Below are 14,422 nucleotides of genomic sequence, written 5' to 3' on the forward strand. Positions count from 1 at the left end.
CGCGCGCCCTCTGTCATCCAAGCCGCAGGGCCGACCATGCACAGGAACGACATGCACTTCGCCAGCCCGCTCCACCGGGAAGAATTGTTCAACGCGTTGACCCACGGCGTCGGCGCCTTCGCCAGCGCTGCGGCCGGCGCCGTTCTGATCACGCTTGCCGCACTCTGGGGCGATGCCTGGCAGCTCGGCACCGCGATCGTCTTCGTGGTGACGCTGTCCCTGCTCTACATCGCCTCCACGCTGTACCACGCGGCCCGCCACGAGCGCCTGAAGGAGCGCCTGAAGATCCTCGACCATTGCGCGATCTTCCTGCTGATCGCCGGCACCTATACGCCCTTCACACTGCTCGGTCTGCGCGACAGCTGGGGCTGGACCCTGTTCGGCATCATCTGGGTGCTGGCCGTGCTCGGCGTGGTGTTCAAGCTGTTCTTCACCGGACGCTTTCCGCGCCTGTCGACGATGATGTACATCGCCATGGGCTGGCTGATCGTGATCGCGTTCGGGCCGATGGTCGAGGAGCTCTCGACCGCCACCATCGCCTGGCTGCTGGCCGGCGGCGTGGCCTACACCCTCGGCACCCTGTTCTACCACCGCGACACCCTGCCCTACGCGCACGCGATCTGGCATCTGTTCGTGTTGGCCGGCAGCAGCTTCCACTTCGTCGCCGTCAGCACCCAGGTGCTGGCCTCGAACTACTGATGGCAGGCCTGCCGCGGGTGCTGCTGACGGGTTTCGAACCCTTCGGCGGCGAGCCGGTCAATCCCGCCTTGGAAGTGCTGCACGAACTCTCCGGCGAGCGCATCGCCGGGCATCGGGTCGAACCTGCAGCCCTGCCGGTCTGCTTTACCGACGGCCCGCGCGCGCTGATCGAGGCGATCGAACGCGTCGGGCCCGCGCTGGTGGTCTGCGTTGGTCAGGCCGGCGGGCGCGCGCGACTATCGCTCGAGCGCGTCGCCTTGAACCTCGCCGATGCCCGCATCGCCGACAATGCCGGCGCCCAGCCGATCGACCGCGCGCTGATCGAAGGCGCGCCGAACGCGTATTTCTCCACCCTGCCGGTCAAGGCGCTGCACGCCAGCCTGAACCAGCACGGCGTGCCGGCCGAGCTCTCGCTGTCCGCCGGCACCTATGTCTGCAATGCGGTGTTCTTCGCCCTGATGCATCACCTGAGCACACGCCGTCCTGAAGTGCGCGGAGGCTTCATCCACATCCCTTACCTGCCCGAGCAGGCCTGCCGGCATCCCGGCGCACCGAGCATGTCGCTGGCGACGCTGGCCAAGGGTCTGGGCATCGCCATCGGAACGGCACTGGAGACGCCGAGCGATCTGGTGGTCGCGGGGGGTGTGGAGTGTTGAATGCCGTGAGGCTTCGACCTCAAGTCCGCAGCTCGCATCAGCAACGCTGACTAGGCAAGTCGCCTTAGCCAATCGCCGCACGGTTCAACGCCACGCTTGGCGTGAACACGTGCGCCGGCTCGTCCGACCCCGGTCTCAGCGCTGCTGAGCAAGCGGAACTCCAAGCCCCTCCCCCCTGGTGGGAGAGGGGTTGGGGAGAGGGGCTGAAGTGTCGCGCGAGCGCGCCCCCTCTCCCCCGGCCCCTCTCCCACAAGGGGAGAGGGGAGCAAGCACCGGCCCTGGTCTGCGCACGGGTTTTCAACACGCCCTGCCTGACTTGAGCGAAGCCAAGTCCGGCCCCGCCGCGGCGATGCTATGTTCCGCCGCATGTCCGATACGCCCACCCTGCCCGCCCGCATCGAGCGCACGCCGCGTGGCCTCACGCTCAGCGGCGACTGGACGTTGGCGCATGCGCGGCCGCTGGCGGAGTTGGCGTCGGCGCTCGGACGCATCGAGGCGGATGCGGACTTCGACTGCACCGGCCTGCATCGCCTCGACACCTGCGGCGCACTGATCCTGCTGCGCCTGCTGGCGCGTCGCGGACACGCCGATACGAACGAACACCTGCAGGGACTGCGTCCGGCCGATGCCGCGATGCTGCGTCTGTTGATCGAGCGCCGCAGCGCGCCGGCTGAGCCGAAGACGCGCGCACACGGCTTCATCGCCCTGCTGGCGCGCATGGGCGCAGCCTTGGAGAGCTTCTGGATCGACACACGCCAGCTGCTGGGCTTCGTCGGCCTGACCCTGGTGACGCTCGCCAAGGTGCTGGTCGGACGCCGCCGCCTGCGCCTGACCTCGACGGTCTTCCACATGGAGCAGACCGGCTTGGATGCCGTGCCGATCGTCGCCCTGCTGACCTTCCTGGTGGGTGCCGTGGTGGCCTTTCTCGGCGCCACCGTGTTGCGCGACTTCGGGGCATCGATCTTCACCGTTGAACTGGTGGCCTATTCCTTCCTGCGCGAGTTCGGCGTGCTCCTCACCGCCATCCTGCTGGCCGGGCGCTCGGGCAGCGCCTTCACCGCGCAGATCGGCTCGATGAAGAGCCGCGAGGAGCTCGACGCCATCCGCGCGCTCGGCCTCGATGCGGTCGAGCTGCTGGTGCTGCCTCGGCTTCTCGCGTTGCTGATCATGCTGCCGCTGCTGACCTTCATCGGCATGATGAGCGGCCTTCTGGGCGGTGCCCTTGTCGGCTCGGCCGCGCTCGACATCAGCCCCGGGATGTTCATCAGCCGGCTCTACGAAATGACCGAGATCCGCCACTTCTGGGTCGGCATGATCAAGGCGCCGGTGTTCGCCTTCCTGATCGCCGTGGTCGGCTGCCTCGAAGGCATGAAGGTCGCCGGCAGCGCCGAATCGGTGGGTCGCCACACCACCTCGTCGGTGGTGCAGTCGATCTTCCTGGTGATCCTGTTCGATGCGCTGTTCGCGATGTTCTTCATGGAGCTCGGCGTATGAGTGCGCCAGCGCGTGAAGCAGTGATCGAGGTGCGCGGGCTGATCTCGCAGTTCGGCGCGCAGCGCGTGCACGACGGCGTCGATCTGGACCTCTACCGCGGCGAGGTGCTCGGCGTGATCGGCGGCTCGGGCGCGGGCAAGTCGGTGCTGCTGCGCTCGATCGTCGGCCTGAAGCAGCCCGACGGCGGCTCGGTGCGATTGTTCGGCGACGACACCACCCATCTGGACGAAGAGGCCCGCCGGCCCTACGAGCGGCGCTTCGGCCTGCTGTTCCAGGACGGTGCATTGTTTTCCTCGCTGACCGTGATCGAGAACGTCAAGGTGCCGCTGCTGGAGTACTACGACCTGCCCGCGGACCTGCTCGACGAACTCGCCCTGCTGAAGATCCGCCTCACCGGCCTGCCTGCCGAGGCCGCGCACAAGTACCCGAGCCAGCTCTCGGGCGGCATGCGCAAGCGTGCCGGCCTGGCGCGCGCGCTGGCGCTGGACCCCGAGATCCTGTTTCTGGACGAGCCGACCTCGGGCCTCGACCCCATCGGCGCGGCCGACTTCGACGAGCTGATCCGCACGCTCAGCGCGGCGCTGGGTTTCAGTGTTTTTCTGGTCACCCACGACATGGACAGCCTGTACGCGATCTGCGACCGCGTCGCCGTACTGGCGGATGGCCGCGTGCAGGTCGCGGATACGGTCGAGGTGGTGGAAGCGCATCCGCATCCGTGGATCCGCGAATGCTTCACCGGCCCGCGCGGCCGCAGCGCACATGCGCAGACGATGAGGAGCTGAGGCCCATGGAAACCCGCGCCAACCACGTGCTGATCGGCAGCTTCGCGCTGGCCGTGCTCGTGCTCGCCTTCCTGTTCGTGCTGTGGCTGGGCAAGCTCTCGCTGGACCGCGAATGGGCCTACTACGACGTGCTGTTCGCCGAGGCCGTCACCGGCCTCACCGTCGGCTCGGCGGTGCAGTACAACGGCATCCAGGTCGGCGAGGTGCGGCGACTGCAGCTGGCGCCGGAAGACCCCAGCCAGGTGATCGCGCGCATCCGCGTCGGCGGTGACACGCCAGTCAAGACCGACACCACGGCCAAGCTGACCTTCACCGGGCTGACCGGTGTGGCGATCATCCAGCTCGGCGGCGGCAGCGCTGAAGCCCCGCGTCTGGAAGCGGCCGCAGACGAGGTGCCACGAATCATTGCCGAGGACTCGGCTCTGGCCAAGCTGTTCGCCTCGGGCGAGGACGTGGTGCTCAACGTCAACCAGCTGATGGCGCGTGCGTCCAGCCTGCTCAGCGAGGACAACGTCGGCAAGGTCAGCGCCACGCTGGCGCATATCGAATCGCTCAGCGCGACCTTGGCTGAACACGGCGATGCGGTCGGCCAGGCGCTGGAGGATCTCTCGGCTGCCGGCCAGTCACTGCGCACCTCGCTGGCCCAGGCCGAACAGCTGCTGCAGCGGCTGGATTCGATCGCCGCGCGCGCCGATGGCCTGCTGGCCAGCGATGCCGAGCCGATCCTGCACAGACTGCACGAAACCCTGGAAGCCACACGGCGGCTGGCCGACAGCACCCAGCAGCTGGTCGAGCACAATCGCGCGGCGATCGACCGCTTCGGCGAGCAGGGCCTGCCGCAGCTGGCTCCCACCCTCGCCGAGCTGCGCGAAACCCTCGCGCGACTGTCCGCGCTCAGCCAGCGCATCGAACGCGACGCCTCCGGCCTGCTGCTGGGCCGCGACCAGCCAAAGGAGTACGAGCCGCGATGAGCGACTTCCCGTGTATGCGTTTGCCGTTGCGCCTGCTTTCGCGATGGGGTGCGGTGCTGGTGATCAGCGCGCTCGGTGCCTGTGCACTGCCGCAGGCGCGCGAGGGAGAGACGCGGGTGTTCGCGCTCGGTGTCGACATCGCCGCAAACGAAGGTCCGAGCACGGGTCGGCAGCTGCTGGTCGATGCGCCCTCGGCCGCCGGCCTGCTCGACTCGGAGCGCATCGTGGTGCGCGCCGGCGCCAGCGAGCTCGGCCTGCTGCGCGGCGCGCGCTGGACTGCGCCCCTGCCCCAGCTCTGGCAGGGCCTGATGATCCGCGCCATCGAGGACGACGGCCGCCTGCGTGTCGGCCGCGAGCGCGACGTGCTGGCGGGTGACGAGCGTCTGATCGGCGAGATGCGTGCCTTCGAGTACGCGCGCGAAGCGCAGGAGGTGCGCATCCACTTCCATGCCAAGCGCGTGGATCGGCAGCAGCGCATCGTGGCGGAACATGGGTTCGAGGCTTCGGCCGAGGTACGCGGGAGTGATGCCGCGGATGTTGTCGCAGCCTTCAACAGCGCGAGCGCGGCGGTGTTGTCCGAAGTGATCGAGTGGCTGGCGACGGAACGGCCTTGAGGCTCGAGCGCGCGGCCCGTTGAACCGGCGCCTTGCGCGGTAGTACTCGGATCGGTCCGGGCTTCAGACACCGGCGGGCCGAGGCATGAGTGCCATCGGACCGAGGCGAGCGTCCAGCTCATGGTGGGCCAGGGCCCACCCTACCAAGCCTATGCATAGGGTGGCCCCCCACCAACGCGATTGATCCTCATGTTTAGGGTGGGCCCCGGCCCACCGTGGCCTCGACTCCACGCCAGCGTACGGACCGGCATGGGACAAAACATATCTTTTCATCGCGATGGATGTGTGGTTTCATTCGGCACCCGCCCCGACCGCCCTTGCCCGCCATGTCCGCCCTGCCTGCCTGCATCCCTTGCTCAAGCCCCAAACGCATCGACATCGTCCTGATCGGCGCCCGCGGCCGCGTCGGCAGCGCGTTCCGGGCGCGCCTCGCGGCGCGCAGCGAGATCCTCAAGGCTGGGCTGGGCATCGACCTGCGCCTGCGCGCGGCCTATGACCGCCGCGGTCTGGCCGAATGCGCGCATGGCCTCGATCCGATCGGCGTGGACGCCCTGCTCGCACCCCGCCGCGAAGGCGATGTCGGCCAGCTCTGGACTCGCCTCGGCCAGGCCTGCGGCACGGTGGCCGTGGACTGCACCGCAAGCGACGAGGTCGCCGCCGACTACCCGCAGCTGCTGGCCCGCGGCATCGCCATCGCCGCCGCCAACAAACACGCCGGCACACGTCCCTTGGACTTCTATCGCGACCTGCAGGCGCAGGCCCAGCGCACGCCCTGGCGCTACGAGACCACGGTCGGCGCGGCCATTCCCGTGCTCGGCCCGCTGCGCGACCTGCGCCTGCGCGGCGAACGCGTGCTCGGCATTCGCGGCCTGCTGTCGGGCTCGCTGTCCTATCTGCTTTCGCGACTGCACGAGGGCGTGGCCTTCTCCGAGGCCGTGATCGAGGCGCGTGAGCTCGGCTACACCGAGCCGGATCCGCTGGAAGACCTGGGTGGCCAGGACGTCGCCCGCAAGCTGCTGATCCTCGGCCGCGAAGCCGGCTTCGCACTGGAGCCCGCCCAGATCACCGTGCAGCCCTTGAGCGAGGCGCGCGGCGTCCAGGGCGAAGCCCTGCTGCGTGCGCTGCGGGCCGACGACGCGAGCTGGCGCAGGCGCATCAGCGGTGCGCAGAAACGCGGCGAGCGCCTGGTCGTGGTCGGCGAGGTAGACGCCCGCGGCGGCCGCGTCGGCGTGGCGTCGCTGCGCGCGGACGACGTGCTGGCCAGCGCGCGGCCTCGCGAGAACGTGCTGGAAATCCGCACCGACCTGCAGCAGCAGCCGCCGCTGACCCTGCGCGGCCCCGGCGCGGGCGCGGAAGTCACCGCAGCCGGGGTGTTCAGCGATGTGCTGGCGCTGGCCCAGGCGCTGCCGGGCTGACGCACGCCATGAACCACGAAGTGGCATACGGATCGCCCCCGGATGGCGCATGGCAGCAAACGCAGCAAAGACGCTTGCGGGAAGCGGACTGTCCCCCGCCCTCGCGTAGGCGACGGAAGACTGCTTGAGGAGAGGGTGATGCCACGCCGGGCGCTGAGATCGCTTCAGGAAGGCGTGAACCACCCCGCTGTCCTCAGGCACAAGCGCGGAGGCTCGCGCCGCAGCCTGGGCGGCCGCGTTCGCCTCGGCGACCTCCGGCCACTACACTCGGCTCGAAGCTGACCGGGGTCTACCATGCTGAAGCCGAACTATCCGCACTACATCGGCGGCCGCGCCGAATCACCGAACGCCGATCTCCAGGTACTCGAGAAGTTCAGCGGCGAGGTCGCGGCCTGCGTGCCGCTGGCCTCTGCCGCGGACGTCGAGCGAGCGATCGCAGCGGCCAGCGCTGCAGCGCCCGCGATGGCCGCCTTCAAGCCCTGGCAGCGCCAGGCCGTGCTGGAGCACTGCGTGCGTCGCTTCCGAGAGCGCGCCGATGAGCTCGCGCTCGCCCTGTGCATCGAGGCCGGCAAACCGATCAAGGATTCGCGCGGCGAGGTCACCCGCCTGATCGACACTTTCCGAATCGCCGCCGAGGGATCGGTGCGCATCGGCGGCGAGACGCTGAACCTCGAGATCTCCGCGCGCGGCAACGGCTACCGCGGCTTCACCCGCCACGCGCCCATCGGCCCCTGCAGCTTCATCACGCCCTTCAACTTTCCGCTCAACCTGGTGGCGCACAAGGTCGCGCCGGCCATCGCCGCCGGCTGTCCCTTTGTCCTCAAGCCCGCGCCGCGCACGCCGATCGGCGCCTTGATCCTCGGCGAGATCCTCGCCGAGACCGAGCTGCCAGAAGGCGCCTTCTCCATTGTCTGCTGCAGCAACGAAGATGCGGCCCCACTGGTCGAAGACGAACGCTTCAAGCTGCTGTCGTTCACCGGCGGCGCGATCGGCTGGGACTTCAAGGCTCGCGCCGGGCGCAAGAAGGTCACGCTGGAACTCGGCGGTGATGCCGCCTGCATCGTCGATGCCGAGCCCGGCGTGGCGCTGGAGCAGGTGGTCGATCGGCTCGTCTTCGGCGCCTACTACCAGAGCGGCCAGAGCTGCATCAGCGTGCAGCGCATCCTGGTCCATGACAGCCTTTATGCCGCGCTGCGCGAGAAGCTGATCACCCGCGTCGAGCAGCTCAAGATGGGCGATCCGCGCGACGAGGACACCTTCATCGGCCCGCTGATCGACCACGCCGCCGCCGAGCGCATCGAGGACTGGATCAATGAAGCCAAGGCCGGCGGCGCGCGCGTTCTGGCGGGCGGCGAGCGCCGCGGCAATCTGCATGCCGCGACGCTACTGCAAAACGTGCCGGCCGACTGCCGCCTGGCCCGTGAGGAAGCCTTTGGCCCGGTCGCCTACCTCGAACCCTTCAGCGACTTCGATGCAGCGCTCCAGCGCGTCAACGCCTCGCGCTACGGGCTGCAGGCGGGTGTGTTCACCCGCGACCTCCAGCGCGCCCTGCACGCCTGGGAGAAGCTCGAAGTCGGCGGCGTGGTGGTCGGCGATGTGCCGAGCTTCCGCATGGACAACATGCCCTACGGCGGCATCAAGGCCAGCGGCCTGGGTCGCGAGGGCGTGCGCTGGGCCATTGAGGACATGAGCGAAACGCGGCTGCTGGTGCTGAAGGACTGGCAGGGCTGAGAACCCATCCCTGCCCTTCGGCCTACTTCGCGGGTACACATTGCGACGTTATAGTGTTGCATTCTGTTCCCCTCGCCTCTCCCCATGCCTACTGCCGCCTGTACACCCCGCACCCTGTCTCTGAGCCGTGCTGTTTCTCTCGCCCTGCTCGCTGTTGCGCCTACCCACAGCTTCGCGCAGCCCGAGGACAGCACCGCCGAGCGCCTGGACGCCATTGAAGTGGTCGGACGCAGCGTCTCCGGGACCTACTACGCGGACGAGGCGGCCGGCGCGAAGTCGGCCCTGCCGCTGCGCGAGCTGCCGCAGTCAGTGCGGGTGCTTTCACGCCAGGCCATCGACGACCTTGGCGCCCTGCGGCTGTCCGATACGGTCGACTACGTCGGCGGCGTCTCGCGCCAGAACAACTTCGGCGGCCTGTGGGACAACCTCGCGCTGCGCGGCCTGCCCGGGAACGAGAACACCGGCAGCGCCCTGTTGCTGAACGGCTTTTCGGCCAACCGCGGCTTCAACGCGCCGCGCGATACCGCCGACGTCGAACGCTTCGAGTTCCTGAAGGGGCCAGCCTCGGCGCTGTACGGCAGCAGCGAGCCCGGCGGCACGGTCAACCTGGTCAGCAAGCGGCCGCTGTGGCAGCCGGCCTCGTCGATCGAACTCTACGGCGGCAGCCACGCTTTCCGACGGGCCGCCTTCGACAGCACCGCGCCCGTGGGCGAGAGCTTCGCCTGGCGACTCAATGCGGCGATGGAGGACCGCGACAGCTTCCGCGATGTCGTCAACCAGCAGCGTCGACTGCTGGCACCGGCGTTCACCTGGAAGCTCGGGCTGGATACCGAGCTGAACTATGTGGGCCAGTGGCTGCGCCATGAAGCCGTGCTCGACCGCGGCGTGCCCGCCATCAATGGACAGCTCGGCATCGTGCCGGTCGAGCGCTTCAACGGTGAACCCGCCGACGGCCGCGTGCGCCTGCAGAACGCCCAGCACCAGCTGAGCATCGACCACGCGCTGAGCGAGGTCTGGAGCCTGCGCGGCGCGCTGTCGCGGAAGGACGGCAGCCTGCGCGGCTTCTCTACCGAGCCCTCGCTGGTCGAGGCCGATGGCCGCACCCTGCGCCGCCAGCGTCGCTTCCGCGACTACGCGTCGGACGACACCGCGCTGCAGGTCGAAGCCGTTGGCCGCCTGCAGGGCGACGCCGTCGAACACGAGCTGCTGATCGGCATCGAGCGCTACGAGTTCGAGCTGAGCCAACGGATGCTGCGCATCAATCCGAGCGCAGCCGCGCCCTATGCCATCGACCTGTTCAACCCGGTCTATGGTCAGCCGCAGCCGACCCCGCTGGCGAACACCGACACCTTCGAACGCCAGCGCAGCACGGCGCTTTACCTGCAGGACTCGATCAGCCTGGGCGAGCGCTGGCGCGTCGTTGCTGCCGTGCGCGGCGAGCGCTTCCAGCAGGACTTCGAGAACCGCCGCAGCGGCAGCCGCAGCGCGCAGGACCCGACCGAGTGGGTGCCGCGCCTGGGCCTGTCCTGGCTCGGCGGCGCTGGATACACCCTGTTCGCGAACGTCGGCCAGTCGTTCCGGCCGAATGCCGGCAGCGACGTCAACGGCGCTGCCTTCGATCCCGAATCGGGCCGCGCGCTGGAAGTCGGCGCCAAGTGGGAGCACCGCGACGGCGGCCTCGGCGCCACGCTCACCGCCTTCCAGATCGACAAGCGCAACGTGCTGACCGGTGACCCCGCCAACGCCGGCTTTTCGATCGCGGCCGGCGAAGTACGCAGCCGCGGCCTCGAGTTCGATGCCTCGGGTCGCATCGGCGAGCACTGGCGACTCAACGCCGCCTGGGTGCAGCTCGATGCCGAGGTCACACGCGACAACGTGCTCGAAGCCGGCAGCGCCCTGATCAACGTGCCGCGCCGCAACGGCAGCCTGCTGGCCGTGCATGAGCGCGGCCTCGGCAGCGGCCTCATCGGCCTCGGCGGCGGCGTGACCTATGTCGGCGAGCGTGCCGGCGAAACCCGCACCCGCGCCGAAGCCGCCAGCGGCCTCGTCCTGTTCCGTCTGCCGTCCTACGCCACCGCCAAGCTGGTCGCCTACTGGCAGCCCAGCGATCGCTTCAGCCTCTCGCTGGATGTCGACAACCTGTTCGACCGCGAGCATTACGTCAGCTCGGTGATGCGCGCCTGGGTCACGCCGGGCGAGAAGCGCCGCATCACGGTCGGCGCGCAGCTGAGGTTCTGACATGAGCTGGCTGAATGAAGATGTGCGTATCGAAGTGCGCGGGCTGCATCACCGCTATGGCGAGCAGCAGGTACTTCGCGGGCTCGACCTGCAGGTGCGCGCCGGCGAGGTCTACGCCCTGCTCGGCGGCAATGGCGCCGGCAAATCGACGACGGTCGCGGCCCTGCTGGGCCTGATCAAGCCGGAGGCCGGGGAACTGCGGATCGCCGGCATCAATGTGCGCACCCATGTGCAGGATGCGCGCGCGCAGCTCGCCTACGTCGCCGAGAGCATCGCCCTCTACGAGCACCTGTCCGCGTTCGAGAATCTCGACTATCTGCTCGCTCTGGCGGGCATCGATCCCGACCCCGCCGACGTGATCGAACCCGCCCTGCTGCGTGTCGCCCTGCCTCGAGAGGCCTGGTCGCGCCCGCTGTCCGGCTACTCCAAAGGCATGCGTCAGAAGGTCGCCATCGCCCTCGCGCTGGCGCGACGCACGCCGGTGCTGATCCTTGATGAGCCCGGCTCCGGCCTCGATCCGCGCGCCACCGCCGAGCTCAACGCCCTGCTGCAGGCATTGAAGACGGACCGGGTCGCGGTGCTGATGGTCACCCACGACCTGCTTTCGGCCGCCGACACCGCAGACCGCATCGGCTTTCTCGCCGACGGCCGCATCGTCGAGGAATGGCGGGCGCAGGGTCAGGATCGCTTCGACCTCAATGCGCTGCACCGTCGCTTCGCCGAGGCCGCCGCGTGAGTCCGGTCGCTGCGATCACGGGCACAGGCGGGATGCTCAGGCCGCGCCGCCGCGATGTGCTGCGGATCGCCCGCGAAGAGCTGCGCTGGCTGCTGCGCCACGGGCTAAGCCGCACCGCGGCGGTGCTGATGCTGATCCTGATGCTGGCGGCCACGGTCGCTGCGCTGGATCAGCGCACCCGCGCCGACTCGGCGCGCGCGCGCGCCCAGGCCAGCAGCGACCAGGCCTTTCTCGATCAACCGGATCGCCACCCGCATCGGGTCGTGCACTACGGCCAGTTCGCGCTGCGCCCGCTGGGCCCGCTGGCCTTCTTCGACTTCGGCGTGGACGCCTACACCGGGCATCTGATCTATCTCGAAGGCCATCGCCAGAACAGCGCCAACTTCGGCGATGCGCGGCAGTCGTCCCTGCTGCTGCGCTTCGGCCAGCTCAGCCCGGCCTTTGTCCTGCAGCTGCTGCTGCCGCTGTTGATCGTTCTGCTGGCGCACGCCGCCATCGCCCGTGAACGCGCCAGCGGCAGCCTGCGGCTGCTGCGGGTGCAGGGCGTGCCCGTCGCGCAGATCGTCGCCGGCAAGCTGCTCGCCCAGGCCAGCGTGGCGATGGCACTCAGCGCGCCGGCGCTGATCGCCGTGCTCACGGTCGCAGGCGCGCACGGCCGGCTGCTGCCCGCGGCGCTGCTGTCCGCGCTATACCTGCTGCATAGCCTGCTGTGGGTATTGCTGGCCCTGCTGATCTCGCTGTTCGCGCCGCGACCGCGCGAGGCCCTGCTGGCGGCGCTGTCGCTGTGGGTGGTGCTGTGCGTGGCCCTGCCGCGCATCGCCGCTGACCACTTGCAGCGCAACCAACCCCTGCCCACGCGGGTCGCCACCGACATCGGCGTGCAGAAAGCGCTGGCGGCGATCGGCGACAGCCACAACCCCAACGACTCCTATTTCAGCGCGTTCCGCCAGCAGGTGCTGGAGCGCTACGGCGTGCAGCGCATCGAAGACCTGCCGGTCAACTACGGTGGCCTGGTCATGCTGGAGGGCGAGCGGCTCACCAGTGAGCTGTTCCAGCAGCAGATGCAGGCCCTGCAGGCAATCGAGGCCTCGCAAACGGAGGCGCTCTCCGCGCTCGGCTGGCTGTCGCCGCTGCTGGCCCTGCGTCCCGCCTCCATGCAGTTGAGCGGCACCGATGCCGGCACCCACCACGCGTTTCTCGCGCAGGCCGAAGAGCACCGTTTCGCCTTCGTACAGGCGCTCAATACCCTGCACGCCGAAGAGATCGCGCAGGTCGACGACCGCGCGCAGAAGCTCTCGCGTGACACCTGGGCCACGCTGCCGCGCTTCGAGTTCGTGCCGCCGGCGCTGAGCCCCAGCGTGGAGCTGCTGCGTGCGCTCGGCGTGCTCCTGCTGTGGGTCCTGCTGCTGGCCATTGCCCTGCCGCTGTCCGCCGTGCGCGCGGAGGCACGGCCATGAACGCCCTGCCCCACGCGCAGCCGGGGACGGCGCCGCGCCCACGCCCATTCTCCCTGCTGCACCGCGAGCTGCGCCTGCTGCTGCGCTCACGCATGGCCGTGCTCGCGCTTCTGGTGCTGGCGGCATTGAGTCTCGCCGCCAGCTGGAATGGCGCGCGGCAGATGGATGCTCAGCGCGAGCGCATCGCCGAAGCCCAGACCCTGCAGGCGGAGAGCAGCGGGCTGGTGCAGGCCCGCTACGGCGCCGGCGGCGACGCAGGCATCCTCGCCTACCACCGCTTCGTGCTGGCCTGGGATTCGCCCGCGCCACTGGGTTTCGTCGCGATCGGCCAGCGCGACATCGCGCCCTGGCTGATGCGCGTGCGGGCGCTGGGGCTGGAGGCGCAACTCTACGAGGGTGAGCACGCCAACCCGGCGCTGGCCCTGGCTGGCCGCTTCGACTTCGCCTTTGTGCTCGTCTACCTCGCTCCGCTGGTGTTGATCGCCTTGCTGCACGATCTGGTCAGCGCCGAACGCGAAGCCGGGCGCCTGCGCCTGCTGCGCACGCTGGCGTCCACGCACGGCCTGTGGTGGCGGCGCGTCGGCCTGCGCATTGGGCTCACCGGCCTGGCCCTGTGTTTGCCGCTGCTGCCCTTCGCTGTGTCCAGCGCCGCCCCGGCCTTGTCGATCGCGGCCCTGCTCGGCATCTGCCTGCTCTACCTCCTGTTCTGGGGCGCGCTTTGCGTCTGTCTGGCCAGTGCGGCCAGCAGTTCGGGTGCGAACGCGGCCCGTCTGGTCGGGCTGTGGCTGCTGCTGTGTCTTGTCCTGCCCAGTCTTGGCAACGCCGCCCTGCAGCGCTTCCAGCCGATCGACAGCGGCATGGACCTGATGCTGGCCCAGCGCGAAGAGGTGCACGCCGGCTGGGATCGCCCCAAGCCGGAGACCTTCGAGCGCTTCTTCGAGGATCACCCCGAGTGGCAGGACACGCCGCCGGTGGAAACGCGCTTCCACTGGAAGTGGTACTACGCCCTGCAGCACGCGGGCGACATGGCCGTGCGCGAGGCCAGCGAGGACTACCAACGCCAGCTCGGGCTGCGCGAGACCTCGACCCGCCAGCTCGCCCTTGCCCTGCCCAACGTCGCCGCGCAGGCCGCCCTGCATCGTCTTGCCGACAGCGATCTGGACGCCCACCTCGCCTTTCTCGATGAAGTGCGCACCCTGCATCGCGCCCTGCGCATCCACCTCTACCCCTACGTCTTCGAGGAGCGCCCGTGGACGACCGCAGACGAAGCGCAGGTTCCGCAGTTCGTCGAAGCAGCACCCACGGCGCCTCCGCCCCTGCGGCTGCAGGCAATCCTCCTGCTGCAGGCACTGCTGCTCGCCCGGCTCGCCCGGCATCGACTGTCGCGTGCGGTCACCTGAGCCGCGCGGTCGGTCTGATCCACCTCTTGCGGTGGCGCCTCGCGGAACATTCGCCCTTCCACAGACTTCCATTGCCGCCGGCTGATCGAGCAGCATGGAGTTCCAAGAGGGCGGCCATGGAGAAGAGCCGTACAGACGGGCGCCAGGGATGCGCACCCGATGTCATGCTCCTGTGCTGAAATGCCGCGTTGAGACGCCTACCCACCCGCATGAAGCGTGCACACCTGAC

At 69.2% G+C, this 14,422-nt stretch carries 12 protein-coding genes; all 12 read left to right on the forward strand.

The annotated features are described in order from the left end of the window. The first annotated feature begins 36 nt into the window (after positions 1–36). The 12 genes from Q0654_RS08165 (at position 37) to Q0654_RS08220 (ending at position 14,193) form a co-directional block, all read left to right on the forward strand. Entirely contained in the window at positions 37–699 is a 663-nt protein-coding gene (locus Q0654_RS08165; protein ID WP_298852558.1) for a hemolysin III family protein, read from the forward strand. Beyond that, entirely contained in the window at positions 699–1,355 is a 657-nt protein-coding gene (pcp, locus tag Q0654_RS08170; RefSeq protein ID WP_298852560.1) for a pyroglutamyl-peptidase I, read from the forward strand. Before Q0654_RS08165 ends, pcp begins: the two co-directional genes overlap by 1 nt. A 366-nt stretch (positions 1,356–1,721) precedes the next feature. Next, a complete protein-coding gene (locus Q0654_RS08175; protein ID WP_298852562.1) occupies positions 1,722–2,849 on the forward strand; it encodes an ABC transporter permease in 1,128 nt (375 codons plus the stop codon). Next, the gene (locus Q0654_RS08180; protein ID WP_298852569.1) at positions 2,846–3,631 is read left to right on the forward strand and encodes an ABC transporter ATP-binding protein; all 786 of its coding nucleotides are present in this window, start codon (positions 2,846–2,848) and stop codon (positions 3,629–3,631) included. Before Q0654_RS08175 ends, Q0654_RS08180 begins: the two co-directional genes overlap by 4 nt. 5 nt (positions 3,632–3,636) lie before the next feature. After that, positions 3,637–4,602, forward strand: a complete 966-nt coding sequence (locus Q0654_RS08185) for an MlaD family protein (protein WP_298852571.1) — start codon at positions 3,637–3,639, stop codon at positions 4,600–4,602. Beyond that, positions 4,599–5,216 carry an ABC-type transport auxiliary lipoprotein family protein gene (locus Q0654_RS08190; protein ID WP_298852576.1) on the forward strand — a complete coding sequence of 206 codons (618 nt, stop codon included), beginning with the start codon at positions 4,599–4,601 and terminating at the stop codon, positions 5,214–5,216. Before Q0654_RS08185 ends, Q0654_RS08190 begins: the two co-directional genes overlap by 4 nt. A gap of 326 nt (positions 5,217–5,542) precedes the next feature. Beyond that, positions 5,543–6,631, forward strand: a complete 1,089-nt coding sequence (locus Q0654_RS08195) for a hypothetical protein (protein ID WP_298852578.1) — start codon at positions 5,543–5,545, stop codon at positions 6,629–6,631. 294 nt (positions 6,632–6,925) lie between these two features. Next, complete coding sequence (locus Q0654_RS08200; RefSeq protein WP_298852580.1) at positions 6,926–8,362, forward strand: aldehyde dehydrogenase family protein; 1,437 nt, start codon at positions 6,926–6,928, stop codon at positions 8,360–8,362. Positions 8,363–8,446: 84 nt separating this feature from the next. Further along, the gene (locus tag Q0654_RS08205) at positions 8,447–10,600 is read left to right on the forward strand and encodes a TonB-dependent siderophore receptor (RefSeq protein ID WP_298852582.1); all 2,154 of its coding nucleotides are present in this window, start codon (positions 8,447–8,449) and stop codon (positions 10,598–10,600) included. A 1-nt stretch (position 10,601) separates the two neighbouring features. Then, positions 10,602–11,336 (forward strand): ABC transporter ATP-binding protein, encoded by a 735-nt coding sequence (locus Q0654_RS08210; protein WP_298852583.1) that lies wholly within the window; start codon positions 10,602–10,604, stop codon positions 11,334–11,336. Further along, the gene (locus Q0654_RS08215) at positions 11,333–12,793 is read left to right on the forward strand and encodes a DUF3526 domain-containing protein (protein ID WP_298852585.1); all 1,461 of its coding nucleotides are present in this window, start codon (positions 11,333–11,335) and stop codon (positions 12,791–12,793) included. Before Q0654_RS08210 ends, Q0654_RS08215 begins: the two co-directional genes overlap by 4 nt. After that, a complete protein-coding gene (locus Q0654_RS08220) occupies positions 12,790–14,193 on the forward strand; it encodes a DUF3526 domain-containing protein (protein WP_298852589.1) in 1,404 nt (467 codons plus the stop codon). The genes Q0654_RS08215 and Q0654_RS08220 overlap by 4 nt, the downstream gene beginning before the upstream one ends. Positions 14,194–14,422: the final 229 nt, after the last annotated feature.

This window comes from uncultured Aquimonas sp. (genome assembly GCF_937888285.1).
GTDB lineage: Bacteria > Pseudomonadota > Gammaproteobacteria > Xanthomonadales > Xanthomonadaceae > Aquimonas.